Source organism: Serratia sp. 201 (assembly GCF_037027545.1).
Classification (GTDB): Bacteria; Pseudomonadota; Gammaproteobacteria; order Enterobacterales; family Enterobacteriaceae; genus Serratia; species Serratia bockelmannii.
In genome coordinates, this window is the sequence record NZ_JAXCHC010000002.1 from 110,298 (window position 1) to 132,927 (window position 22,630).

The window sequence follows — 22,630 nt, forward strand, 5'->3', positions numbered from 1 at the left end:
CTTTGTGCCGGCAGGGTTAACGCGCGGCTTTTACTTCGGCTTACAACTTTCGTCACAAATATCGCCGGCGGAGGCGGGCCGTTCGGCAGTTATTTATGTTACGTTATAACAAATATGGGTAAGGCAGGATAATGATGAAGTTACGTCGACTTTTGGCTGCCTTTGGCGCCGTGTTCAGCGCCGGTGCGATCGCGCATCCGCACAGCTTTATCGACATGAATACCACCTTCGTCGCCAAAGACCAGCGGCTGGTCGGCCTGAAAATGGTGTGGGTGATGGATGAAATCACCTCGGCGGATCTGCTTTACGATGCGAAAAACGCCAAGAGCGATTCGGAAGTGTGGAAAAAGCTGGCGGCGGAAGTGATGGCCAACGTGCTGGGGCAGCACTATTTCACCGATCTTTACCGCGACGGCAAGCCGGTGAAATATCTGAACTTGCCCAGCGAATATCACCTGTCGCGCCAGGGCAATCAGGCGGTGCTGGAGTTCGTGCTGCCGTTGGCCGAACCGCAGCCGCTGGCGGGCAAGCCGTTCGAACTTTCTACTTACGATCCGACTTATTTCGTGGATATGACCTATAAAGACCAAAATGCACTGCATCTGCCGCCGGAGATGGCGCCGCTGTGCAGCTACAAGCTGATGACGCCGCAGCCGAATGCGTCGCTGCAGGCCTATGCGCTGTCGCTCGACAAGAACGACTCGCCCGGCGAAGACCTGGCGCTGGGGCAACAGTTCGCCCAGCGGGTGACGCTACAATGTCGTTAAATCTCTCGCAACCGACGACGAGCCGGCGTCACTGGGCCTTCGGCCTGTGGCCGCTGCTGCCGTTCACACTGGTGCTGGCTGCCGCCGCACTGCTGGCGTGGCACTATTGGCCGCAGCTGCTGATGCAGAGCGTGGTGTGGCAAAAAGCGCTGCACCAGCAGATGGCGGGGCTGTTGCAGCAGGTGAAGGCCGCGCCGCAGCAGGCCGGGCTGGCGCTGATGCTGTTCAGCCTCGGCTATGGCGTCTTGCATGCGCTCGGCCCCGGCCACGGCAAAGTGGTGATCGCCACCTACCTGGCCACCCATCCGGCGCGGCTGAAAAGCAGCCTGAAGCTGACCTTCGCGGCTTCGCTGGTGCAGGGCGGGGTGGCGATCGCGCTGGTCACGCTGATGCTGGTGGTGTTACAGCTCTCTTCGCGCCAGCTGCATCAAAGCAGTTTCTGGCTGGAGAAGGGCAGTTTTATCCTGGTGATGCTGCTTGGCGTGCTGCTGAGTTGGCGCGCGCTGAAACGCCTGTTTGCGGCGATCAAGGCGATGCGACCGGCGCAGGCGCTGCGTATCAACAGCCTGACGCCGCTGGCGGCGGATCATGTGCACAGCGCCAATTGCGGCTGCGGCCACCGGCATCTGCCGAGCGACAGCGAGCTGCAGGCGGGAAGCGACTGGCGCACTCAGGCCGCCATCGTGCTGGCGATGGGCATGCGTCCCTGTTCGGGGGCGATTTTAGTGCTGCTGTTCTCCAAGGTGATCGGCGTGTTCGGCTGGGGCGTGATCTCCGCGCTGGCGATGGCGTTCGGCACCTCGTTGACCATCTCCATGCTGGCGCTGCTGGTGCATTACAGCCGCCGGCTGGCGGTGCGCCTCAGCCGTTCGCGCGCGCCCGCCGCCTGGAGCGCGGTGGCCTGGGGTTCGCTGGCGCTGGCAGGCGGTCTGATCCTGTTGGCCGCCGGGCTGTTGCTGTATGTCAGCGCGCAGCCGGAATTCGGCGGCGGCATCCGCCCCTTCTCCCGCTAACGGGCATAAAAAAAGCGCTGCATCGGCAGCGCTTTTTTTCGATTCGCTTCTGGCGATTAACGCTTCAGCGCTTCGCTCAGTTCTTCACGCATGGTGGCCAGCATGGCTTTCACCACGCGTGGGTTACCTGCGACCAGGTTACCTGAGCTGAAGTGGTTGTGGCCGCCGACGAAGTCGGTCACCAGGCCGCCGGCTTCACGCACCAGCAGCTCGCCCGCGGCGAAGTCCCACGGCTTCAGGCCGATCTCGAAGAAACCGTCTACGCGGCCGGCGGCCACATAGGCCAGATCCAGCGCGGCGGAACCGGTGCGACGGAAGTCTGCGCACTGGGTGAACAGCTTGCCGACGATGTTGATGTAAGGCGTTGCGTGCTGTTTGACTTTGAACGGGAAGCCGGTCGCCAGGATGGTGCCATCCAGATCTTTGGCGTTGGTACCGCGCAGGCGGTAGCCGTTGAGCTGTGCGCCCTGACCGCGCGTGGCGGTGAACAGTTCGTTGCGCATCGGATCGTAAACCACGGCCACTTCAGTACGGCCTTTGATGCGTACGGCGATGGAAACGGAGAAATGAGGGAAACGTTTGATGAAGTTTGCAGTGCCATCCAGTGGATCGATCACCCATTGCACATCGCGATCTTCGCCGATCAGCTCACCGCGTTCTTCGCTCACGATACTGTGTTGCGGATAAGACTTGCGGATGACGTCGATGATCAGATGCTCTGCATCGCGATCGACGTTGGTGACGAAGTCATTGGTCCCTTTCTGGCTCGCTTCTACAGCGTCCGGGGTTTCGTAGTTTTTGGCAATCAGGTTACCGGCCTTGCGCGCAGCGCGCACGGCGATAGTCAGCATCGGATGCATGGGTATCTTCCAACTAGGATGTTAAAGAACAGGAAACGGCGCGAAGTATAGCAGCTGTTCGGCAAATTGCCTACGGCTGTGTTAAGATGCTGCGATTTTCCGCCACGCTCAGAGTTTGTATGCTGCACAATATCCGCATTGTTCTGGTAGAGACTTCACATACCGGCAACATGGGCTCGACCGCCAGAGCCATGAAAACCATGGGGTTAACCAACCTTTATCTGGTTAATCCGCTGATCAAACCCGATTCTCAGGCCATCGCCCTGGCTGCCGGCGCCAGCGACGTGATCGGCAACGCCACCATCGTCGATACCCTCGATGACGCCATCGCCGGCTGTAGCTTGGTGGTGGGCACCAGCGCACGTTCTCGCACCTTGCCGTGGCCGATGCTGGAGCCGCGTGAATGCGGCGTGCGCGCGGTGCACGAGGGCGAGCACGCGCCGGTGGCGCTGGTGTTCGGCCGCGAACGCGTCGGGCTGACCAACGATGAATTGCAGAAGTGCCACTACCACGTCGCCATTCCGGCCAACCCGGACTACAGCTCGCTGAACCTGGCGATGGCGGTGCAGATCCTGGCGTATGAAGTGCGCGTGGCTTACCTCGATCGCCAACAGGCGGGCGCGCCGCAGCTGGAAGAGACGCCGTATCCGCTGGTGGATGACCTCGAGCGTTTCTATCAGCACCTGGAGCAGACGCTGCAGCGCACCGGCTTTATTCGCCCGTCCCATCCGGGCCAGGTGATGAGCCGCCTGCGCCGGCTGTTCACCCGCGCGCGCCCGGAAGGGCAGGAGCTGAATATCCTGCGCGGCATGCTAACCTCGATCGAGAAACAGGATAAACATCAAGGTAATTAATTGATGTGGCATAACGGTGGGCGACAATAGTATTAGTTATCCAAAGGTTATAACATGTATTTTATATACCTTTGTTCTTGCTAAGTTCAAAACGTGCTAATACTTGAGTTAATTACTAGGTTAAATAGTTGACTGTTTTACTCAGGAATGTCAGACTTTCGGCCATATTTGACCAACAGGTAACCATTGAGCTATGAGACTGACATCCAAAGGCCGTTATGCCGTAACCGCTATGCTTGACGTAGCGCTGCATTCCCAGGAAGGGCCGGTGCCACTGGCGGACATTTCCGAACGCCAGGGTATTTCGCTCTCTTATCTGGAACAATTATTCTCCCGTCTGCGCAAGAATGGCCTGGTGGCCAGCGTGCGCGGTCCGGGCGGTGGTTATCTGCTGGGTAAAGACGCGGGTGAGATCGCCGTTGGCGCTGTCATCACTGCCGTCGATGAATCGGTAGATGCAACCCGTTGCCAGGGCAAAGAAGGCTGTCAGGGCGGCGATCGCTGCTTGACCCACGCCCTGTGGCGCGATCTGAGCGAGCGCATCAGCGGGTTCCTGAACAACATTACGCTGGCAGAACTGGTCAATAACCAGGAGGTGCTGGTGGTGGCGGATCGTCAAAACAACGATACGCGCCGCACGGCCAACGGTCGTCCGCAAGAAACTATCAACGTTAATCTGCGCGCATAAGCAGCTGGCGAAATTATTTTAGTTTTTGGAAGTGATGTACGGAGCACAAGAGCAATGAAATTACCGATTTATCTGGATTACTCAGCAACGACGCCGGTTGACCCGCGCGTTGCTGAGAAGATGATGCAGTTTTTGACCCTGGACGGCACTTTCGGCAACCCGGCTTCCCGTTCCCACCGTTTCGGTTGGCAGGCGGAAGAGGCGGTAGACATCGCCCGTAACCAAATCGCCGAACTGGTGGGCGCCGACCCACGCGAAATCGTCTTCACCTCCGGGGCGACCGAATCCGACAACCTGGCGATTAAAGGCGCTGCCAATTTCTACCAGAAAAAAGGCAAGCACATCATCACCAGCAAAACCGAACACAAAGCCGTGCTGGACACCTGCCGTCAGCTGGAGCGCGAAGGGTTTGAAGTCACCTACCTGGCGCCACAGAGCAACGGTATCATCAGCCTGCAGGATCTCGAAGCGGCGCTGCGCGATGACACCATCCTGGTCTCCATCATGCACGTCAACAACGAAATCGGCGTGGTGCAGGACATCGAAGCGATCGGTGAAATGTGCCGTGCGCGCGGTATCATCTACCACGTTGACGCCACCCAGAGCGTGGGCAAACTGCCTATCGATCTGAGCAAGCTGAAAGTCGACCTGATGTCGTTCTCCGGCCACAAAATCTATGGCCCGAAAGGCATCGGCGCGCTGTACGTGCGTCGCAAACCGCGCATCCGCATCGAAGCGCAGGTACACGGCGGCGGTCACGAGCGCGGCATGCGTTCCGGTACCCTGCCTGTCCACCAGATCGTCGGCATGGGCGAAGCTTACCGCATCGCCAAAGAAGAGATGACCGAAGAGATGGCGCGTCTGCGCACCCTGCGCGATCGTCTGTGGAACGGCGTGAAAGATATGGAAGAAGTGTATCTGAACGGCGATCTGGAGCACGGCGCACCGAACATCCTGAACGTCAGCTTCAACTACGTTGAAGGCGAGTCGCTGATCATGGCGCTGAAAGACCTGGCCGTTTCTTCCGGTTCAGCCTGTACCTCCGCCAGCCTCGAGCCGTCCTACGTGCTGCGCGCGCTGGGCATGAGTGATGAATTGGCGCACAGCTCGATCCGTTTCTCCCTGGGGCGTTTCACCACGGAAGAAGAGATCGACTACACCATTCAACTGGTGCGTAAATCCATCGGCCGTCTGCGCGATCTGTCCCCACTGTGGGAGATGTTCAAGCAGGGCGTGGACATCAACAGCATCGAATGGGCGCATCATTAATTCTCAGGTTTCAGGAGCAAGGTCATGGCTTACAGCGAAAAAGTAATCGATCATTATGAAAACCCGCGTAACGTGGGTTCTTTCGACAACGAAGATCCTACCGTCGGCAGCGGCATGGTAGGGGCACCGGCTTGCGGCGACGTGATGAAGCTGCAAATCAAGGTTAACGATGAAGGCATCATCGAAGACGCGCGCTTTAAAACTTACGGCTGCGGTTCCGCCATCGCCTCCAGCTCGCTGGTGACCGAATGGATGAAAGGCAAGTCGCTGGATCAGGCTGAAGCGATCAAAAACACCCAGATCGCCGAAGAGCTGGAATTGCCGCCGGTCAAAATTCACTGCTCGATCCTGGCTGAAGACGCCATCAAAGCAGCGATTGCCGACTATAAGAGCAAGCATAGCGCCAAGTAATTTGTCTGAATCGGCCCGGCCGCGCCGGGCTTTGATGTGAAGTGTGAGGTTGTGATGTCTATTACCATGAGCGACAGCGCTGCGCAGCGTGTTCAGGCGTTTTTGACGAACCGCGGCAAGGGTCTCGGCCTGCGTCTGGGAGTGCGAACTTCCGGCTGCTCCGGGATGGCCTATGTGCTGGAATTTGTTGACGAAGCCAACGATGACGACATCGTGTTTGAAGACAAAGGCATCAAGGTGATCATCGACGGCAAGAGCCTGGTCTACCTTGACGGCACCGAGCTTGATTTCGTTAAGGAAGGCCTGAACGAAGGCTTCAAGTTCAACAACCCGAACGTCTCAAGCGAGTGCGGCTGCGGCGAGAGTTTCAACGTCTGACAGTCCATCGTGCTCCCCCGTTTCGGCGGGGGAACTTCATCCGCTAACGCCCAGAGCACGCTATGGATTACTTTACTTTATTCGGGCTGCCCGTTCGCTACACCGTGGACGGCAGCCTGCTTGCGTCCCGCTTCCAGGATCTGCAGCGCCAATTCCACCCCGATCGTTTCGCCAACCAGCCGGAGCGCGAACGCCTGATGGCGTTGCAGCAGGCGGCGACCATCAACGAAGCCTACCAGTCGCTGAAGCACCCGTTAAAACGCGCGGAGTATATGCTATCTTTGCACGGCTTCGATCTGGGCAACGAACAGCATACGATGCGCGACACCGCCTTTCTGATGGAACAGCTGGAGCTGCGTGAAGAGCTCGACGCCATTGAGCGCAAGCCGGAGGCGGAAAGCCTGCTGGCCGATTTCGGCGCGCGGCTGGCCTCCTCCATCAAGCAGCGCAGCGCGCTGATGCTGCAGCAGTTGGACAGTGAACAGTGGGCGGATGCCGCCGACACCGTGCGCAAGCTGCGCTTTTTGGACAAACTCCAGCAACAGGTTGAACAACTCGAAGAAAAACTGCTGGGTTTTGAGTAACACCTTCTGATTCTGATTGTGGAAGCTTCAACATGGCCTTATTACAAATTAGTGAGCCTGGCCTCAGCGCCGCGCCGCACCAGCGACGCCTGGCCGCCGGCATCGACTTAGGCACCACCAACTCGCTGGTCGCCACGGTGCGCAGCGGGCAAGCGGAAACGCTGGCCGACGATCAGGGACGCCATTTGCTGCCTTCGGTGGTGCATTATCAGGCGGACGCGCAGCGCGTCGGCTGGGATGCGCGCCAACAGGCGGCGCAGGATCCGGCCAATACCGTCAGCTCCATCAAACGCATGATGGGTCGTTCGTTGGCGGACGTGCAGCAACGTTACCCGAACCTGCCGTATCAATTTCAGGCCAGCGACAACGGCCTGCCGCTGATCGTCACCGCCGCCGGCCCGGTTAACCCGGTTGGCGTCTCCGCCGATATCCTGCGGGCTCTGTCCGCGCGCGCGCAAGCGGCGCTGGAAGGCGAGCTGGATGGCGTGGTGATTACCGTTCCCGCTTACTTCGACGACGCGCAGCGCCAGGGCACCAAAGACGCGGCGCGTCTGGCCGGCCTGCACGTCCTGCGCCTGCTGAATGAACCGACCGCGGCGGCGATCGCCTACGGGCTGGATTCCGGCCAGGAAGGGGTGATCGCGGTTTACGATCTGGGCGGTGGCACCTTTGATATCTCCATTCTGCGCCTCAGCCGCGGCGTGTTCGAAGTGCTGGCCACCGGCGGCGATTCCGCGCTGGGCGGCGACGATTTCGATCACCTGCTGGCCGACTGGCTGCGCGAGCAGGCCGGCGTGGCCGATCGCAGCGATCACGGTGTGCAGCGCCAACTGCTGGACGCCGCCATCGCCGCCAAAATCGCGTTGAGCGATGCCGACAGCGTGTGCGTTGAGGTAGCCGGCTGGCAGGGCGAGGTGACCCGCGCCCAGTTCGAAGCGCTGATCGCACCGCTGGTGAAACGTACGTTGATGGCCTGCCGCCGCGCGCTGAAAGATGCCGGCGTCGCCGCCGACGAGGTGCTGGAAGCGGTGATGGTCGGCGGTTCCACCCGCGTGCCGCTGGTGCGTGAGCAGGTGGGGGCCTTCTTCGGCCGCACGCCGCTGACGTCGATCGATCCGGATAAAGTGGTCGCCATCGGCGCCGCGATCCAGGCCGACATCCTGGTGGGCAACAAGCCGGACAGCGACATGCTGCTGCTGGACGTGATCCCGCTGTCGCTGGGCCTGGAAACCATGGGCGGTCTGGTGGAGAAAGTGATCCCGCGCAACACCACCATTCCGGTGGCGCGCGCGCAGGAGTTCACCACCTTTAAAGATGGCCAGAGCGCGATGATGATCCACGTGCTGCAGGGCGAGCGCGAGCTGGTGCAGGATTGCCGTTCGCTGGCGCGCTTCACGCTGCGCGGCCTGCCGCCATTGCCTGCCGGGGGCGCGCACATTCGCGTCACCTTCCAGGTGGATGCCGATGGTCTGCTGAGCGTCACCGCGATGGAGAAATCCACCGGCGTGGAAGCCTCGATCCAGGTCAAGCCGTCATACGGTCTGTCGGACAGCGAAATCGCCGGCATGATCAAGGATTCGATGGCCAACGCGCAAAGCGACGTGGGCGCGCGCAAGCTGGCGGAGCAACGCGTGGAAGCCGCGCGGGTGCTGGAAAGCCTGCAGGGTGCGCTGGCCACCGACGCCGCGCTGCTGAGCGAGGCGGAAAGCCAGGCGATCGCCGCCGCGACCCAGGCGTTGCAGCAGGCGGCGCAGGGTGAAGATCCCGCCGCTATCGAAGACGCCATCAAAACATTAGATGCACAAACGCAAGATTTTGCCGCGCGCCGCATGGACGCTTCCATTCGCCGCGCGCTGGCTGGCCATTCTGTGGATGAGGTTTAACCATGCCTAAAATTGTTTTCCTGCCCCATCAAGACCTTTGCCCGGAAGGGGCGGTTCTGGAAGCCGAAAAAGGGGAGTCGATCCTCAACGTTGCGCTGCGCAACGGCATTGAAATCGAGCACGCCTGCGAGAAATCCTGCGCCTGCACCACCTGCCACTGCATCGTGCGTGAAGGCTTCGATTCGCTGGAAGAGAGCAGCGAGCTGGAAGACGACATGCTGGACAAAGCCTGGGGGCTGGAGCCGGAAAGCCGTCTGAGCTGCCAGGCGCTGGTCGCCGACGAAGATCTGGTGGTCGAAATGCCGCGCTACACCGTCAACCACGCGCGTGAGCATTAATTGTTAGCCGCAGCGTCAACCCGGAGATCATAATGGGACTGAAGTGGACCGACAGCCGTGAAATCGGCGAAGCCCTGTACGACCAATACCCGGACACCGATCCGAAAACCGTGCGTTTTACCGACATGCATCAGTGGATCTGCGATCTCGAAGAGTTCGACGACGATCCGCAGGCTTCCAACGAAAAAATACTGGAAGCGATCCTGCTGGTCTGGTTAGATGAAGCGGAGTAAATAGCGTAACGGGCTGCCATGGGCGGCCCGTTTATTTTGTATCCGACAAGATTAATAAAAGAATAATCCGGAGTAAGAAGGCTATGACAACAGAATTCATGCAGGTTACGCTGTCGCAACAACCTGCCGACGCCCGCTGGGGCGAAAAAGCGCTGCTCAGCACCAACGGCGAAGGGATGACCATTCACCTGACCGGCGCCGACAAGCTGGGCGCGATCCAGCGCGCGGGCCGCAAAATTGATGGCCAGGGCATCAAAAACGTCAAGCTGGCCGGCGACGGTTGGGATTTGGAAAACAGCTGGGCGTTCTGGCAAGGCTATCGCGGGCCGAAAGGGCAGCGCAACGTCGAATGGGCTGAACTGCCGGAAGCCGCGCGTCAGGAGCTGGATAAGCGCCTGAAGATCGTCGACTGGGTGCGTGACACCATCAACATGCCGGCGGAAGAGCTGGGGCCGGAGCAACTGGCGACCCGCGCTGTCGATTTGATGTGCGACGTCGGCTGCGATGCCGTCAGCTACCGTATCACCAAGGGCGAAGATCTGCGCGAGCAGAACTATGCTGGCATCCACACCGTCGGCCGCGGTTCCGAACGCCCGCCGGTGCTGCTGGCGCTGGACTTCAACCCGACCGGTAACCCGGACGCGCCGGTGTTCGCTTGCCTGGTCGGCAAGGGCATCACCTTCGATACCGGCGGTTATAGCCTGAAACAGAGCGCCTTTATGGATTCGATGAAGGCTGACATGGGCGGTGCGGCCACCATCACCGGCGCCCTGGCGCTGGCGGCGGCGCGCGGCCTGAAGCAGCGCGTGAAGCTGTACCTGTGCTGCGCCGACAACATGGTCAGCGGCAACGCCTTCAAACTGGGTGATATCATTCGCTACCGCAACGGCAAAACCGTTGAGGTGATGAACACCGATGCGGAAGGGCGCCTGGTGCTGGCCGACGGCCTGATCGACGCTTCTGAGCAGGATCCGCAGCTGATTATCGACTGCGCCACCCTGACCGGCGCGGCCAAAACCGCAGTGGGCAACGACTACCACGCCCTGTTCAGCTTCGACGATGCGCTGGCGCAGGAACTGTTGAGTAGCGCCGCCGCCGAGCAAGAGCCGTTCTGGCGTCTGCCCCTGGCCGAGTTCCACCGTAGCCAGCTGCCGTCCAACTTCGCCGAGCTGAACAACGTAGCCGGCCCGGCCTACACCGCCGGCGCCAGCACCGCGGCGGCCTTCCTGTCGCACTTCGTCAAGAATTACCAACAGGGCTGGCTGCACATCGACTGCTCCGCCACCTACCGCAAAGGCGCGGTGGATCAGTGGTCGGCCGGCGCGACCGGTTTGGGCGTGCGTACCCTGGCCAACCTGCTGCTGAGCAAAGCCAAATAATTGAACGCCCGCCGCATCGGGCGCTAGAATGCGCATTATCTTCGGGGCCCAGCATGCTGGGCCTCGCTATTTGATCCTGGAGTTTGCCATGAGTGCCCATCATCACGATGCCGCCCCGAGCGAGAACGAACTTGAACGCCTGCTGAAGCTGGCGGTGACGGAGCCGGCCCACCGCCCGGCGTTCTTCCGTGAACTGCTCGAGGCCACGGTGCTGATCCTCGGCGACAGCGAACAGGTGCAGCAGGACGGCGACATCACGCTGAACGCGGATACGCCGGTCAATATCCAGCATTGGGAAAAGCAGGACGGCGGCAGCATCATTCCGTTCTTCACTTCGCTGGAAGCACTGCAGAAGGCCGTTGAGGACGAACAGCCGTTCATCGCCATGCCGGCGCGGGTGTTGTTCGAAATCACCCAGGGCGCGGATCTGTTCCTCAACCCGAAGGCGGAGTACGGCAAAGAGTTCTATCCGGAAGAGGTGGCGATGCTGTTGGCGACCGGCGGCGTCGTCAAACCGGTGGAGCATTACGTCGATAAAGAGACCCAAATCCTGCTGGGGCAGCCCGAGGAGTACCCGTCGGCGATGGTGGATGCGTTGACCACGCTGTTCAGCCAGCGCAAACCGGTGCGCCGCGCGTTCCTGGCGCTGATGCACGACCAGGTGGCGGACGAGAAGCCGAATCTGCTGATCGGGCTGGAAGTGGACGCCGAGCCGGCGGAGATCGAGGCGTTGATCAACGAGGCCGGCAGCGTCGCCAGCGAAACGGCGCCAAACGACGAACCGGTGGATTTCTGCCTGGTGTCGGAGAACGAGCGCGGCATCAGCCACTATCTGATCGCCCATACGCAGCCATTTTACCAGCGCCGCTGGGGCAGCTGGCTGCGCAATTTGATCCCGTCTACCGACAAGACCCAGTAGCGCCGCCGCGTGGTTAAAATGACCCATGAAGATCATATTTTTTTAATGAAATGTTGATTTTCCCGTAGGCAAGCGTTAACGGCGCACATATAATCTGCGCCACTTGAGAAGGCCGGCAACATTGCAGACCGGCCTGTTTTGGAAGTCATACAGAGGCCATCATGACCGTAGAACGTACCTTTTCCATCGTTAAACCAAACGCAGTAGCCAACAACGACATCGGCGCTATCTACGCGCGTTTCGAGCGCGCCGGTTTCAAAATCATCGCCGCTAAAATGCTGCGTCTGACTCGCGAACAAGCTGAAGGCTTCTACGCTGAGCACAAAGGCCGCCCATTCTTCGACGGTCTGGTTGAGTTCATGACCTCCGGCCCGATCATGGTGCAGGTTCTGGAATCTGAAAACGCCGTGCAGCGCAACCGCGACATCATGGGCGCAACCAACCCGGACAACGCACTGGCCGGCACCCTGCGCGCCGACTACGCGGACAGCTTCACCGCTAACGCCGTTCACGGTTCCGACTCCGTTGAATCCGCACAGCGCGAAATCGCTTACTTCTTCAACGAAAGCGAAATCTGCGCACGTTAATCGTGCATTTCTGAGCTGATAGCCAGGCATTCACCGGCTGAAACAATAAAAATGCCCTGAATGCCTTTCAGCCGTAGCCACCCGCTACTAAAATTTGTACAATGCCGCGCCCCTGATAAGACGACTTGTCAGGGGCGTGTTTTTAGTGCCGCCACCCGAATCATGCGGGCTGAAATGCACAACTTACTGTCCATTCTTTAGCGCCATAACGTGTAATAACGAGGCCAGAGATCATTATGTTAGAACCCATCACGTCCGAGCACACCGTGTCTGAAAATAATTCGCTGACTACCCCCTCCGTTAACGTGGAGCAACCGGCTGCGGCCAAAATCAACCTGCTGGATCTGAACCGCCAGCAAATGCGCGAGTTCTTCGCCGAAATGGGCGAGAAGCCGTTCCGCGCCGATCAGGTGATGAAGTGGATTTACCACTACTGCTGCGACGATTTCGAGCAGATGACCGACATCAACAAAGTCCTGCGCGGCAAGCTGCAGCGCGTGGCGGAAATCCGCGCGCCGGAAGTGGCGGAAGAACAGCGTTCGGCCGACGGCACCATCAAGTGGGCGATTAAAGTCGGCGATCAGCAGGTCGAAACCGTGTACATCCCGGAAGCCGACCGCGCGACGCTGTGCGTCTCCTCGCAGGTAGGCTGCGCGCTGGAGTGCAAATTCTGTTCGACGGCGCAGCAGGGCTTCAACCGCAACCTGCGCGTGTCGGAAATCATTGGCCAGGTGTGGCGCGCGGCGAAAATCATCGGTGCGCTGAAGGTGACCGGCCAACGCCCGATCACCAACGTGGTGATGATGGGCATGGGCGAGCCGCTGCTCAACCTGAACAACGTGGTGCCGGCGATGGAAATCATGCTGGACGACTTCGGCTTTGGCCTGTCCAAACGCCGCGTGACCCTGTCTACTTCCGGCGTGGTGCCGGCGCTGGACAAGCTGGGCGACATGATCGACGTGGCGCTGGCTATTTCGCTGCACGCGCCGAACGACACCATCCGCGATGAGATCGTGCCGATCAACCGCAAATACAACATCGAGACCTTCCTGTCCGCAGTGCGTCGCTATCTGGAGAAATCCAACGCCAACCAGGGCCGCGTGACCGTCGAGTACGTGATGTTGGATCATATCAACGACAGCACCGACGATGCGCATCAGCTGGCGGAAGTGCTGAAAGACACGCCGTGCAAGATTAACCTGATCCCATGGAACCCGTTCCCGGGCGCCCCCTACGGCCGCAGCTCCAACAGCCGGGTGGATCGTTTCTCCAAGGTGTTGATGGAATACGGCTTTACGACTATTGTTCGTAAAACCCGTGGTGACGATATCGACGCCGCCTGCGGGCAACTGGCGGGTGAAGTGATCGACCGTACCAAGCGTACCCTGAAGAAGAAAATGGCCGGGGAACCTATCAACGTACGGGCGGTCTGAATCCTATAGCACCATTTTTTGTTATCTAACAGCCTGTTATGCGCAAGCATGTCGCTGGCGGGCGTTAGCTGACGGCCGATAAGGAAATGAATGCGGGCATGAAGCTGAAACTGTGGGGTATGTGGCTGGCGGCCGGGTTGTTGGCCGGGTGTTCCGGTTCAGCGCCGGAAAAGGAAGCACAAGTCTCTGAGGCGGGCCAGACGCGGTTGCAACTGGGCCTGGAGTACCTGCAGCAAGGCGACATGGACGCCGCGCGCCAGAACCTGGAAAAGGCGCTGGACGCGGCCCCGCAGGATTACCGCACGCAGTTGGGCATGGCGCTCTACGCGCAGCGGAACGGTGAAAGCGCCGAGGCCGAACAGCGTTATCGGCAAGCGCTCAAACTTGCGCCGGGCAATGGCACCGTATTGAATAATTACGGTGCGTTTCTTTGCGGTTTAGGGCAGTATGTACCGGCGCAACAGCAGTTTAGCGCTGCGGCGCTGGTGCCCGATTATGGCCAGGTTGCCGACAGCCTGGAAAACGCAGGTTACTGTTTTCTCAAGGCCGGACAAAACGATGAGGCGCGCACGCTGTTGAGCCGCGCGCTAAAAGTCGATCCGGACAAAGGCACTCCGCTGCTGGCGGAGGCCGAAAAGCAATTTGGAGAAGGGAAGCGCGCCCAGTCGCAACTTTTATTGGATGTTTATCAGCATGTTCTGCCGGCCAGCGCCAGCAGCTTATGGTTACAGATTCGTTTCGCCGCGTCAGCCGGCCGCCAGGATAGCGTTCAACGCTATGGCAAGCAGCTAGCGCGAAGTTTTCCACAATCCAAACAGTACCAGCAGTTCTTAGCTAATGAATACTGAAGCCTCCCAAGATAAAACCGTATCCATGACGACGGGCCAGCGCCTGCGTCAGGCCCGTGAGCAACTCGGGCTGAGCCAACAGACCGTTGCAGAACGCCTGTGTCTCAAAATGTCCACCGTGCGCGATATCGAGGAAGACAGCGTGTCTGCTGACCTCGCGTCCACCTTCGTGCGCGGCTACATCCGTTCCTACGCCAAGCTGGTGCATCTGCCGGAAGACGAACTGCTGCCGATGCTGGCCAAGCAGGCGCCGTTGAAGATGGCGAAAGTGGCGCCGATGCAAAGCTTCTCGCTGGGCAAGCGCCGCAAGAAACGCGACGGCTGGCTGATGAGCTTCACCTGGCTTATCGTGTTCGTGGTGATCGGCCTGACCGGCGCTTGGTGGTGGCAAAACCACAAGGCGCAGCAGGAAGAGATCGCCACCATGGCCGATCAATCCTCGGCGCAGCTTTCACAGAATAACGAAGGGCAGTCCGTGCCGCTGACCGACGGCAATGCCGACGCCGGCACCAACGTGCCGTTGGTCGACAACAGCGCTACGCCGGCTGATACCGGCGCAGCGGCTCAGACGCCTGCGGCGACCGCCCAGGCGCCGAGCGCGGCCCAGCAGCAGCCTGCCGTGGTGTCGCCAAGCCAGACAACCCTGCCGGAAACCGCGCCGGCGGCACAAGCGCCGTTGCCGACCGCCGATGCGGGCGTGGCTGCGCCGGCGGCCGATCCGAACGCGCTGGTGATGGATTTCTCCGCCGACTGCTGGCTGCAGGTGACCGACGCGAGCGGTAAAACGCTGTTCAGCGGCACCCAGAAGCAAGGTGGCAAGCTGAACCTGACCGGCACTGCGCCGTATAAACTGACCATCGGCGCGCCGGCGGCAGTTCAGATCCAGTATCAGGGTAAACCGGTTGATTTAAGCCGGTTCGTTAAGTCAAACCGTGTTGCTCGCCTGACCGTCGCCGCGCAGTAATCGCGCGGCTGGTCGTGATGTCAGAGCAGCAATGGAGAGTAAGTAATGCATAACCAAGCGCCCATCAACCGTCGAAAATCTACACGCATTTACGTCGGCAAGGTGCCTATTGGTGATGGCGCGCCGATTGCCGTGCAGTCGATGACCAACACCCGTACCACCGATGTTGAAGCAACGGTTAATCAGATCAAAGCGCTGGAGCGCGTGGGCGTCGACATCGTCCGCGTTTCGGTTCCTACCATGGACGCCGCCGAGGCGTTCAAACTGATCAAGCAGCAGGTCAACGTGCCGCTGGTCGCCGATATCCACTTCGATTATCGCATCGCGCTGCAGGTTGCCGAATATGGCGTAGACTGCCTGCGCATCAACCCGGGCAACATCGGCAACGAATCGCGCATTCGCTCGGTGGTGGACTGCGCCCGCGACAAGAACATCCCGATTCGCATCGGCGTCAACGGCGGCTCGCTGGAGAAAGACCTGCAGGAAAAGTACGGCGAACCTACGCCGGAAGCGCTGTTGGAATCCGCCATGCGCCACGTGGACATCCTCGATCGTCTCAACTTCGACCAGTTCAAGGTCAGCGTCAAGGCGTCGGACGTGTTCCTGGCGGTGCAATCCTACCGCTTGCTGGCGTCGCGCATCGATCAGCCGCTGCATTTGGGCATCACCGAAGCCGGCGGCGCGCGCAGCGGGTCGGTCAAATCGGCCATCGGCCTGGGCATGCTGCTGTCTGAAGGCATCGGCGATACCCTGCGCATCTCGCTGGCGGCGGATCCGGTTGAAGAAGTGAAGGTCGGTTTCGACATTCTGAAGTCGCTGCGCATCCGCGCGCGCGGCATCAACTTCATCGCCTGCCCGACCTGTTCGCGTCAGGAGTTCGATGTGATTGGCACGGTGAACGCGCTGGAGCAGCGCCTGGAAGACATCATCACGCCGATGGACGTCTCGATCATCGGTTGCGTGGTGAATGGCCCGGGCGAAGCGCTGGTGTCCACCATGGGCGTGACCGGCGGCCACAAGAAGAGCGGCTTCTATGAAGACGGCGTGCGCCAGAAAGAGCGTTTCGACAACGAACAGATGATCGACCAGCTGGAAGCGAAAATTCGCGCTAAGGCCGCGATGATGGACGAAAGCAACCGCATCACGGTCAACCTGCTGGAAAAATAAGCGTTATCGCTACACGGCGGGCCAGTTGGCCCGCTTGTTTATGAGCCTGAAGGGCAGAAAACCGCATCCGCGTTGAATACCGGGCGGCAAAGTCCCTATAATCGGGTTCATTTTTACAGACAACGGACAGAGAACTCACGTGGCAAAGAACATTCAAGCCATTCGCGGCATGAACGACTACCTGCCGGAAGAAACGGCATTATGGCAGCGTATTGAAGGCACCCTCAAGCAGGTGCTGGGCGGCTACGGTTACAGCGAAATCCGGTTGCCGATTGTAGAGCAGACCCCGTTATTCAAACGCGCGATCGGCGAAGTGACCGACGTCGTGGAAAAAGAGATGTATACCTTCGAAGACCGCAACGGCGAAAGCCTGACGCTGCGTCCGGAAGGGACGGCCGGCTGCGTGCGCGCCGGCATCGAACATGGTCTGCTGTACAATCAGGAACAGCGTCTGTGGTACATCGGCCCGATGTTCCGCTACGAGCGCCCGCAGAAGGGCCGTTATCGCCAGTTCCATCAGCTGGGCGCAGAAGTGTTCGGCCTGCAAGGCCCGGATATCGACGCCGAGTTGATCCTGCTGACCGCCCGCTGGTGGAAAGCGCTGGGCATCGCCGAGCACGTCAAGCTGGAGCTGAACTCGATCGGTTCGCTGGAAGCGCGCGCCAACTACCGCGACGCGCTGGTGGCGTTCCTGGAGCAGCACGTCGAGGTGCTGGACGAAGACTGCAAACGCCGCATGTACAGCAACCCGCTGCGCGTGCTGGACTCCAAGAATCCTGAGGTGCAGGCGCTGCTGAACGACGCGCCGCGCCTGTCCGAGTACCTGGATGAAGAATCCCGTGCTCACTTCGCCGGTCTGTGTGAACTTTTGGCGCAGGCAGGTATCCCATATACCGTTAACGAGCGCCTGGTGCGCGGTCTGGATTACTATAACCGCACCGTGTTTGAGTGGGTGACCACCAGCCTGGGCGCGCAGGGCACCGTCTGCGCGGGCGGCCGTTACGACGGCCTGGTCGAGCAATTGGGCGGCCGCGCCACCCCGGCGGTCGGTTTCGCCATGGGCCTCGAGCGTCTGGTGTTGCTGGTGCAGGCGGTTAACCCGGAATTCAAGGCGCCGTCGGCTATCGACGTGTACGTCATCTCTTCCGGCGCGGGCACCCAGAGCGCGGCAATGCAGCTGGCTGAACAGGTGCGCGACGCGGCGCCGCAGCTGAAGCTGATGACCAATTACGGCGGCGGCAACTTCAAGAAGCAGATCACCCGTGCGGACAAATGGGGCGCGCGCATCGCGCTGATCCTGGGTGAGAGCGAAGTGGCGGCGCAGCAGGTGGTGGTGAAAGACCTGCGCAGTGGTGAACAAGAAACGCTGGCGCAAAGCGAAGTCGCTGCGCGTCTGGCTTTGATGTTAGGTTAAGGAGAAGGACACCGTGGAAGTCTATACCACTGAAAACGAACAAGTCGACGCACTGCGTCGGTTCTTTGCCGAGAACGGCAAAGCGCTGGCGGTGGGCGTGGTGCTCGGAATTGGTGCCCTGGTTGGCTGGCGTTACTGGCAGAGCCATGAAAACTCCAACATGATGGCGGCATCGCAATCCTATCAGGAAGCCAGCGATCGTCTGGCGGCCGGCAAGCCGGATGACGTGGCTGCCGCAGAGAAATTTGTCCAGGCTAACGGCAACAGCTACGGCGTACTGGCCGCGCTGCAGTTGGCCAAGCACTTTGTCGAACAGAATGATTTCGCCAAGGCTGAACAGCAGCTGGTGCTGGCGCAGGGCCAGACCAAAGACGACAACCTGTTGGCGATGATCGACCTGCGTCTGGCGCGCGTCCAGCTGCAGGAGAAAAAGCTGGATGAAGCGCTGAAAACGCTGGATGGCGTGAAAGGCGAAGGCTGGGCGGCGATGATGCAGGATGTGCGCGGCGATGTATTGCTGGCCAAGGGCGACGCCAAGGGCGCGCGCGAAGCTTACAGCAAAGGCATTGAGTCCAATGCTTCTCAGGCGCTGCAGGTTCTGCTGCGCATGAAATTGAATAACTTGTCCAGCTAAGGGGAATTCCCATGCAATTGCGTAAAACACTCTTGGTCGGACTGGTTTCCGCTGCCTTGCTGAGTGGTTGCTCGCTGTTTAACAGCGAAGAAGACGTGGTTACCATGTCGCCGTTGCCGAAAGTTGAAAATCAGTTCACGCCGAGCAAGGCGTGGAGCACCTCGGTGGGCGACGGCATCGGTGAGTATTACTCCCACCTGCGTCCGGCCTATCAGGACAGCACCATTTACGCCGCCGATCGCTTTGGCATCGTGAAAGCGATGGACGCCGACAGCGGCAACGAGAAGTGGAAGGTCAACCTCTCCGAGAAGACCGGCTTCTTCTCCAGCAACCTGTCTGCGCTGCTGTCGGGCGGCCTGACGGTTGCGGGCGACAAGGTTTACGTCGGCAGCGAAAAAGCGGTGGTTTACGCATTGAACACCGCCGACGGCGCCATCGCCTGGCAGACCAAAGTGGCCGGCGAAGCGATTTCACGTCCGGTTATCAGCGACGGCATGGTGTTGGTGCACACCTCCAACGGCATGCTGCAGGCGCTGAACGAAGCCGACGGCGCGGTGAAGTGGACGGTTAACCTGGACATGCCTTCGCTGTCGCTGCGCGGTGAATCCGCGCCGGCCGTCGCCTTTGGCGCCGCCATCGTCGGCGGTGACAACGGCCGCGTCAGCGCCGTGCTGATGCAGCAGGGCCAACTGATCTGGCAACAGCGCATTTCTCAGCCGAGCGGCGCGACCGAAATCGATCGCCTGAACGACGTGGACACCACGCCGGTAATCGTTGACGGCGTGGTCTACGCGCTGGGTTACAACGGCAACCTGACGGCGCTGGATCTGCGTTCCGGTCAGATCATCTGGAAACGCGAGCTGGGTTCGGTGAATGATTTCATCGTCGACGCGGGCCGCATCTACCTGATCGACCAGAACGATCGCGTGGTGGCGCTCAGCACCGAAGGCGGCGTGACCGTGTGGACGCAAAGCGATCTGCTGCACCGCAACCTGACGCCGCCGGTGATGTATAATGGTTATCTGGTGACCGGTGACGCCGAAGGCTATCTGCACTGGGTCAACACCACCGATGGCCGTTTTGTCGCCCAGCAGGAAGTGGACAGCTCCGGCTTCCTGTCTGCGCCGATGGTGGCCGGCGACAAGCTGGTCATCCAGGCTCGCGGCGGGAAAGTTTACGCTTTCACCCGCTAACGCCGCTCGTCGTGATCCTTCTTGCGCCCGAAAGATTTCGGGTTGCAGCCAGGCGGCAAGCGCATGAGTCCTCGGGAGCTTAGTGAGCTAAGTGACCGAGGCGAAGGTGCGCAGACAACGCCGCTGTGGCGCGAAAGATGAAGGGGAAAACGGCTCCTGAATGTTCAGGGGCCGTTTCGTATTTTATAAGCTGCACCGCTGGTGTCTATCCACAGTGCAGTAACGCATTGATTATTAAGTAATGAGGCTTCAACAATGATACCTGTCGTCGCGCTGGTCGGGCGCCCGAATGTGGGTAAATCCACCTTGTTCAACCGTTTAACCCATACGCGTGATGCGCTGGTGGCGGATTTCCCGGGGCTGACGCGTGACCGCAAGTATGGTCGTGCTGAAATCGAAGGCAATGAATTCATCATCGTCGATACCGGTGGCATCGACGGCACCGAAGACGGCGTCGAAACGCGCATGGCCGGTCAGTCGCTGCTGGCGATCGAAGAAGCGGACATCGTGCTGTTCATGGTCGACGCCCGCGCCGGCCTGATGCCGGCGGATCAGGGCATCGCCCAGCACCTGCGCAGCCGCCAAAAGGCGACCTTCCTGGTGGCCAACAAGACCGACGGTCTGGATCCGGACACCGCCACCGCCGATTTCTACTCGCTCGGCCTGGGTGAAGTGTTCGCTATCGCCGCTTCTCACGGCCGTGGCGTGACACAGCTGATTGAACACGTGCTGGTGCCGTTCGTGCCGGAAAAACCGGAAGACGTCGAGCTGACCGAGGAAGAGGCCAACGCCGCTTACTGGGCCGAGCAAAACGGTGAAACGCTGGAAGGCGAAGAAGACGAAGAGCCGGAAGAAGCGTTCAACCCGCAGGATCTGCCGATCAAACTGGCGATCGTCGGCCGCCCGAACGTCGGTAAGTCTACGCTCACTAACCGTATCCTCGGCGAGGAGCGCGTGGTGGTGTATGACATGCCGGGCACTACCCGCGACAGCATCTACATTCCGATGGTGCGCGACGAACGCGAATATGTGCTGATCGACACCGCCGGGGTGCGTAAACGCGGCAAGGTGACCGAAACCGTCGAGAAGTTCTCGGTGATCAAGACCCTGCAGGCGATTGAAGACGCCAACGTGGTGCTGCTGGTGATCGACGCGCGTGAAGGCATCTCCGATCAGGACCTCTCGCTGCTCGGCTTTATCCTCAACAGTGGGCGCTCACTGGTGATTGCGGTTAACAAGTGGGACGGCATGAGCGAAGAAGATCGCGAGCACGTGAAAGAGATGCTCGATCTGCGTCTGGGCTTCGTCGACTTCGCGCGCGTGCACTTTATTTCCGCCCTGCACGGCAGCGGTGTCGGCAACCTGTTCGAATCGGTACAGGAAGCCTACGAGTGCGCAACCCGTCGCGTAAACACCTCGATGCTGACCAAAATCATGCAGATGGCGGTTGACGATCACCAGCCGCCGTTGGTGCGCGGCCGCCGCGTGAAGCTGAAATATGCCCACGCCGGCGGTTACAACCCGCCGATCGTGGTGATCCACGGCAACCAGGTCAGCGATCTGGCCGATTCGTACAAGCGCTATCTGATGAACTACTTCCGCCGCTCGCTGAACGTGATGGGGACGCCGATCCGCATCCAGTTCAAAGAGGGTGACAACCCGTTCGCCGGCAAACGCAACCTGCTGACGCCGACCCAGATGCGTAAGCGCAAGCGCCTGATGAGCCACCTGAAAAAGAGCAAGTAATTGCTCATGAGGGGCGCGGCAGTGATGCCGCGCCCCTTTTTTATTGGCCCGAAATCGTTTTATTATCTGAAGATTACCTCGCCTGCCTGAAGGAACACCATGTCCTGGGAAACCTGGAGTTTTGCGTTTAACGTCACCGTGCCGAATCTGCTGATGATGCTGCTGGGGATCCTGCTGCGCCATTGGCGCCTGATGGATGACCGTTTCGTCGACGGCGCGACCCGCCTGGTGTTCAATTTGGCGCTGCCGTGCCTGCTGTTTTTCAGCATCGCCACCAACCACCCGCAGCTGCTCGGCAACCTGCCGCTGGTGCTGTTCGGCGCGGTCGGCACGCTGGCGACCTTCCTGCTCTTGGAGCTGGCGGCCAAGTGGCTGGTGAAAGAACCGCGTGAGCGCGGGGTGTTCGTGCAGGGCGGCTTCCGCGCCAATACCGCCATCGTCGGCCTGGCCTACGCCATGACCGCCTATGGCAGCGAAGGCATTGCGCTCGCCTCGCTGTACCTGACGGTGACGGTGATCCTGTTCAACATACTGTCGGTTATCACCCTCACGCGCAGCCTACAGGGTGGGCAGGGCAAGAAAATCAGCCACCTGTCGCTGCTGCGCAGCATCGTTACCAACCCGCTGATCATCGGCCTGGTGTGCGGGCTGCTGTATGCGCAAACCGGGCTGGGCATCCCGACCGTGATCCGCCAGACCGGCAGCTATATCTCCGCGCTGTCGCTGCCGCTGGCACTGCTGTGCACCGGCGCCAGCCTGGATTTTCGCGCCATGTTCCGCTCGTCCAACGTGGCGGCGCTGTCGTCGGCGGCCAAGCTGTTTCTGGTGCCGTTCCTGATGACGCTGGCCGGCTGGCTGTGCGGGTTTCAGGGTGCGGCGCTGGGCATTATCTTCCTGTTTTCCGCCACGCCGACCGCTTCGGGCAGTTATGTGATGACGCGCGCCATGGGCGGCAACGCCACGCTGGCGGCCAACATTATCGCCATCACCACCGTCGGTTCGTTCTTCACCACCGCGTTGGGCATCTATTTCTTGCGCTCATGGGGTGCGATTTAATCTGGAGTCGTT

24 protein-coding genes are annotated in these 22,630 nt (G+C 60.1%); 23 read left to right on the forward strand and 1 reads right to left on the reverse strand.

The genetic code is table 11. From position 1 onward, the window contains the following. Positions 1 to 131: 131 nt before the first annotated feature. Complete coding sequence (locus WA302_RS08775; RefSeq protein ID WP_025303919.1) at positions 132 to 767, forward strand: DUF1007 family protein; 636 nt, start codon at positions 132 to 134, stop codon at positions 765 to 767. Further along, on the forward strand, positions 758 to 1,780 hold the full coding sequence (locus WA302_RS08780) for a nickel/cobalt transporter (RefSeq protein WP_164063824.1): 1,023 nt from the start codon (positions 758 to 760) through the stop codon (positions 1,778 to 1,780). Before WA302_RS08775 ends, WA302_RS08780 begins: the two co-directional genes overlap by 10 nt. A 56-nt stretch (positions 1,781 to 1,836) precedes the next feature. Here the strand turns inward: WA302_RS08780 and suhB are convergent, their stop codons facing one another. After that, the gene (gene suhB, locus WA302_RS08785) at positions 1,837 to 2,640 is read right to left on the reverse strand and encodes an inositol-1-monophosphatase (RefSeq protein WP_025303917.1); all 804 of its coding nucleotides are present in this window, start codon (positions 2,638 to 2,640) and stop codon (positions 1,837 to 1,839) included. A gap of 119 nt (positions 2,641 to 2,759) precedes the next feature. On the opposite strand from suhB, the gene trmJ reads away from it, so the two are divergent. The 21 genes from trmJ (at position 2,760) to WA302_RS08890 (ending at position 22,618) form a co-directional block, all read left to right on the forward strand. After that, positions 2,760 to 3,494 carry a tRNA (cytosine(32)/uridine(32)-2'-O)-methyltransferase TrmJ gene (gene trmJ / locus WA302_RS08790; protein WP_025303916.1) on the forward strand — a complete coding sequence of 245 codons (735 nt, stop codon included), beginning with the start codon at positions 2,760 to 2,762 and terminating at the stop codon, positions 3,492 to 3,494. A 193-nt stretch (positions 3,495 to 3,687) separates the two neighbouring features. After that, positions 3,688 to 4,182 (forward strand): Fe-S cluster assembly transcriptional regulator IscR, encoded by a 495-nt coding sequence (gene iscR, locus WA302_RS08795; RefSeq protein ID WP_004941404.1) that lies wholly within the window; start codon positions 3,688 to 3,690, stop codon positions 4,180 to 4,182. Positions 4,183 to 4,236: 54 nt separating this feature from the next. Next, on the forward strand, positions 4,237 to 5,451 hold the full coding sequence (iscS, locus tag WA302_RS08800) for a cysteine desulfurase (protein ID WP_016929764.1): 1,215 nt from the start codon (positions 4,237 to 4,239) through the stop codon (positions 5,449 to 5,451). A 24-nt stretch (positions 5,452 to 5,475) separates the two neighbouring features. Then, the gene (gene iscU / locus WA302_RS08805) at positions 5,476 to 5,862 is read left to right on the forward strand and encodes a Fe-S cluster assembly scaffold IscU (RefSeq protein WP_004941408.1); all 387 of its coding nucleotides are present in this window, start codon (positions 5,476 to 5,478) and stop codon (positions 5,860 to 5,862) included. 54 nt (positions 5,863 to 5,916) lie between these two features. Further along, positions 5,917 to 6,240: an iron-sulfur cluster assembly protein IscA gene (gene iscA, locus WA302_RS08810; protein WP_004941410.1), complete on the forward strand. Its 324-nt coding sequence runs from the start codon at positions 5,917 to 5,919 to the stop codon at positions 6,238 to 6,240. Between the two features lie 62 nt (positions 6,241 to 6,302). Continuing rightward, a complete protein-coding gene (hscB, locus tag WA302_RS08815) occupies positions 6,303 to 6,824 on the forward strand; it encodes a co-chaperone HscB (RefSeq protein WP_025303915.1) in 522 nt (173 codons plus the stop codon). 32 nt (positions 6,825 to 6,856) lie between these two features. After that, the gene (gene hscA, locus WA302_RS08820; protein ID WP_025303914.1) at positions 6,857 to 8,707 is read left to right on the forward strand and encodes a Fe-S protein assembly chaperone HscA; all 1,851 of its coding nucleotides are present in this window, start codon (positions 6,857 to 6,859) and stop codon (positions 8,705 to 8,707) included. A 2-nt stretch (positions 8,708 to 8,709) separates the two neighbouring features. After that, the gene (gene fdx / locus WA302_RS08825; RefSeq protein ID WP_004941417.1) at positions 8,710 to 9,045 is read left to right on the forward strand and encodes an ISC system 2Fe-2S type ferredoxin; all 336 of its coding nucleotides are present in this window, start codon (positions 8,710 to 8,712) and stop codon (positions 9,043 to 9,045) included. A gap of 32 nt (positions 9,046 to 9,077) precedes the next feature. After that, positions 9,078 to 9,278, forward strand: coding sequence for a Fe-S cluster assembly protein IscX (gene iscX, locus WA302_RS08830; protein WP_006327336.1), 201 nt, complete (start codon positions 9,078 to 9,080; stop codon positions 9,276 to 9,278). A gap of 83 nt (positions 9,279 to 9,361) precedes the next feature. After that, a complete protein-coding gene (pepB, locus tag WA302_RS08835; protein ID WP_043138092.1) occupies positions 9,362 to 10,657 on the forward strand; it encodes an aminopeptidase PepB in 1,296 nt (431 codons plus the stop codon). Positions 10,658 to 10,745: 88 nt separating this feature from the next. Further along, positions 10,746 to 11,576: an enhanced serine sensitivity protein SseB gene (sseB, locus tag WA302_RS08840; protein WP_049204939.1), complete on the forward strand. Its 831-nt coding sequence runs from the start codon at positions 10,746 to 10,748 to the stop codon at positions 11,574 to 11,576. A gap of 161 nt (positions 11,577 to 11,737) precedes the next feature. Further along, positions 11,738 to 12,163, forward strand: coding sequence for a nucleoside-diphosphate kinase (ndk, locus tag WA302_RS08845; protein ID WP_004941424.1), 426 nt, complete (start codon positions 11,738 to 11,740; stop codon positions 12,161 to 12,163). A gap of 236 nt (positions 12,164 to 12,399) precedes the next feature. Beyond that, positions 12,400 to 13,596: a bifunctional tRNA (adenosine(37)-C2)-methyltransferase TrmG/ribosomal RNA large subunit methyltransferase RlmN gene (locus WA302_RS08850; RefSeq protein WP_004941426.1), complete on the forward strand. Its 1,197-nt coding sequence runs from the start codon at positions 12,400 to 12,402 to the stop codon at positions 13,594 to 13,596. Positions 13,597 to 13,694: 98 nt separating this feature from the next. Beyond that, the gene (gene pilW / locus WA302_RS08855) at positions 13,695 to 14,444 is read left to right on the forward strand and encodes a type IV pilus biogenesis/stability protein PilW (RefSeq protein WP_127146618.1); all 750 of its coding nucleotides are present in this window, start codon (positions 13,695 to 13,697) and stop codon (positions 14,442 to 14,444) included. Then, complete coding sequence (gene rodZ / locus WA302_RS08860; protein WP_025303910.1) at positions 14,434 to 15,408, forward strand: cytoskeleton protein RodZ; 975 nt, start codon at positions 14,434 to 14,436, stop codon at positions 15,406 to 15,408. The genes pilW and rodZ overlap by 11 nt, the downstream gene beginning before the upstream one ends. A gap of 45 nt (positions 15,409 to 15,453) precedes the next feature. Then, the gene (gene ispG / locus WA302_RS08865; RefSeq protein WP_016929756.1) at positions 15,454 to 16,575 is read left to right on the forward strand and encodes a flavodoxin-dependent (E)-4-hydroxy-3-methylbut-2-enyl-diphosphate synthase; all 1,122 of its coding nucleotides are present in this window, start codon (positions 15,454 to 15,456) and stop codon (positions 16,573 to 16,575) included. A 139-nt stretch (positions 16,576 to 16,714) separates the two neighbouring features. Further along, positions 16,715 to 17,989: a histidine--tRNA ligase gene (gene hisS, locus WA302_RS08870; protein WP_025303909.1), complete on the forward strand. Its 1,275-nt coding sequence runs from the start codon at positions 16,715 to 16,717 to the stop codon at positions 17,987 to 17,989. 13 nt (positions 17,990 to 18,002) lie between these two features. Then, on the forward strand, positions 18,003 to 18,623 hold the full coding sequence (locus WA302_RS08875) for a YfgM family protein (RefSeq protein WP_049204897.1): 621 nt from the start codon (positions 18,003 to 18,005) through the stop codon (positions 18,621 to 18,623). 11 nt (positions 18,624 to 18,634) lie between these two features. Next, positions 18,635 to 19,816: an outer membrane protein assembly factor BamB gene (bamB, locus tag WA302_RS08880; protein WP_025303907.1), complete on the forward strand. Its 1,182-nt coding sequence runs from the start codon at positions 18,635 to 18,637 to the stop codon at positions 19,814 to 19,816. Positions 19,817 to 20,071: 255 nt separating this feature from the next. Continuing rightward, the gene (der, locus tag WA302_RS08885; protein WP_004941442.1) at positions 20,072 to 21,562 is read left to right on the forward strand and encodes a ribosome biogenesis GTPase Der; all 1,491 of its coding nucleotides are present in this window, start codon (positions 20,072 to 20,074) and stop codon (positions 21,560 to 21,562) included. Positions 21,563 to 21,661: 99 nt separating this feature from the next. Then, positions 21,662 to 22,618 (forward strand): AEC family transporter, encoded by a 957-nt coding sequence (locus tag WA302_RS08890; RefSeq protein ID WP_025303906.1) that lies wholly within the window; start codon positions 21,662 to 21,664, stop codon positions 22,616 to 22,618. The last annotated feature ends 12 nt before the right edge of the window (positions 22,619 to 22,630 follow it).

Excerpts from the sequence above, each read along its gene's own strand:
- trmJ (WP_025303916.1), top strand. The coding sequence starts at position 2,760 with ATGCTGCACAATATCCGCATTGTTCTGGTAGAGACTTCACATACCGGC.
- fdx (WP_004941417.1), top strand. The coding sequence starts at position 8,710 with ATGCCTAAAATTGTTTTCCTGCCCCATCAAGACCTTTGCCCGGAAGGG.
- ndk (WP_004941424.1), top strand. The coding sequence starts at position 11,738 with ATGACCGTAGAACGTACCTTTTCCATCGTTAAACCAAACGCAGTAGCC.
- WA302_RS08890 (WP_025303906.1), top strand. The coding sequence starts at position 21,662 with ATGTCCTGGGAAACCTGGAGTTTTGCGTTTAACGTCACCGTGCCGAAT.
- WA302_RS08775 (WP_025303919.1), top strand. The coding sequence starts at position 132 with ATGATGAAGTTACGTCGACTTTTGGCTGCCTTTGGCGCCGTGTTCAGC.
- hscA (WP_025303914.1), top strand. The coding sequence starts at position 6,857 with ATGGCCTTATTACAAATTAGTGAGCCTGGCCTCAGCGCCGCGCCGCAC.
- iscA (WP_004941410.1), top strand. The coding sequence starts at position 5,917 with ATGTCTATTACCATGAGCGACAGCGCTGCGCAGCGTGTTCAGGCGTTT.
- rodZ (WP_025303910.1), top strand. The coding sequence starts at position 14,434 with ATGAATACTGAAGCCTCCCAAGATAAAACCGTATCCATGACGACGGGC.
- bamB (WP_025303907.1), top strand. The coding sequence starts at position 18,635 with ATGCAATTGCGTAAAACACTCTTGGTCGGACTGGTTTCCGCTGCCTTG.
- iscX (WP_006327336.1), top strand. The coding sequence starts at position 9,078 with ATGGGACTGAAGTGGACCGACAGCCGTGAAATCGGCGAAGCCCTGTAC.
- WA302_RS08780 (WP_164063824.1), top strand. The coding sequence starts at position 758 with ATGTCGTTAAATCTCTCGCAACCGACGACGAGCCGGCGTCACTGGGCC.
- sseB (WP_049204939.1), top strand. The coding sequence starts at position 10,746 with ATGAGTGCCCATCATCACGATGCCGCCCCGAGCGAGAACGAACTTGAA.
- pilW (WP_127146618.1), top strand. The coding sequence starts at position 13,695 with ATGAAGCTGAAACTGTGGGGTATGTGGCTGGCGGCCGGGTTGTTGGCC.
- ispG (WP_016929756.1), top strand. The coding sequence starts at position 15,454 with ATGCATAACCAAGCGCCCATCAACCGTCGAAAATCTACACGCATTTAC.
- WA302_RS08850 (WP_004941426.1), top strand. The coding sequence starts at position 12,400 with ATGTTAGAACCCATCACGTCCGAGCACACCGTGTCTGAAAATAATTCG.
- hscB (WP_025303915.1), top strand. The coding sequence starts at position 6,303 with ATGGATTACTTTACTTTATTCGGGCTGCCCGTTCGCTACACCGTGGAC.
- iscS (WP_016929764.1), top strand. The coding sequence starts at position 4,237 with ATGAAATTACCGATTTATCTGGATTACTCAGCAACGACGCCGGTTGAC.
- pepB (WP_043138092.1), top strand. The coding sequence starts at position 9,362 with ATGACAACAGAATTCATGCAGGTTACGCTGTCGCAACAACCTGCCGAC.
- der (WP_004941442.1), top strand. The coding sequence starts at position 20,072 with ATGATACCTGTCGTCGCGCTGGTCGGGCGCCCGAATGTGGGTAAATCC.
- iscR (WP_004941404.1), top strand. The coding sequence starts at position 3,688 with ATGAGACTGACATCCAAAGGCCGTTATGCCGTAACCGCTATGCTTGAC.
- iscU (WP_004941408.1), top strand. The coding sequence starts at position 5,476 with ATGGCTTACAGCGAAAAAGTAATCGATCATTATGAAAACCCGCGTAAC.
- suhB (WP_025303917.1), bottom strand. The coding sequence starts at position 2,640 with ATGCATCCGATGCTGACTATCGCCGTGCGCGCTGCGCGCAAGGCCGGT.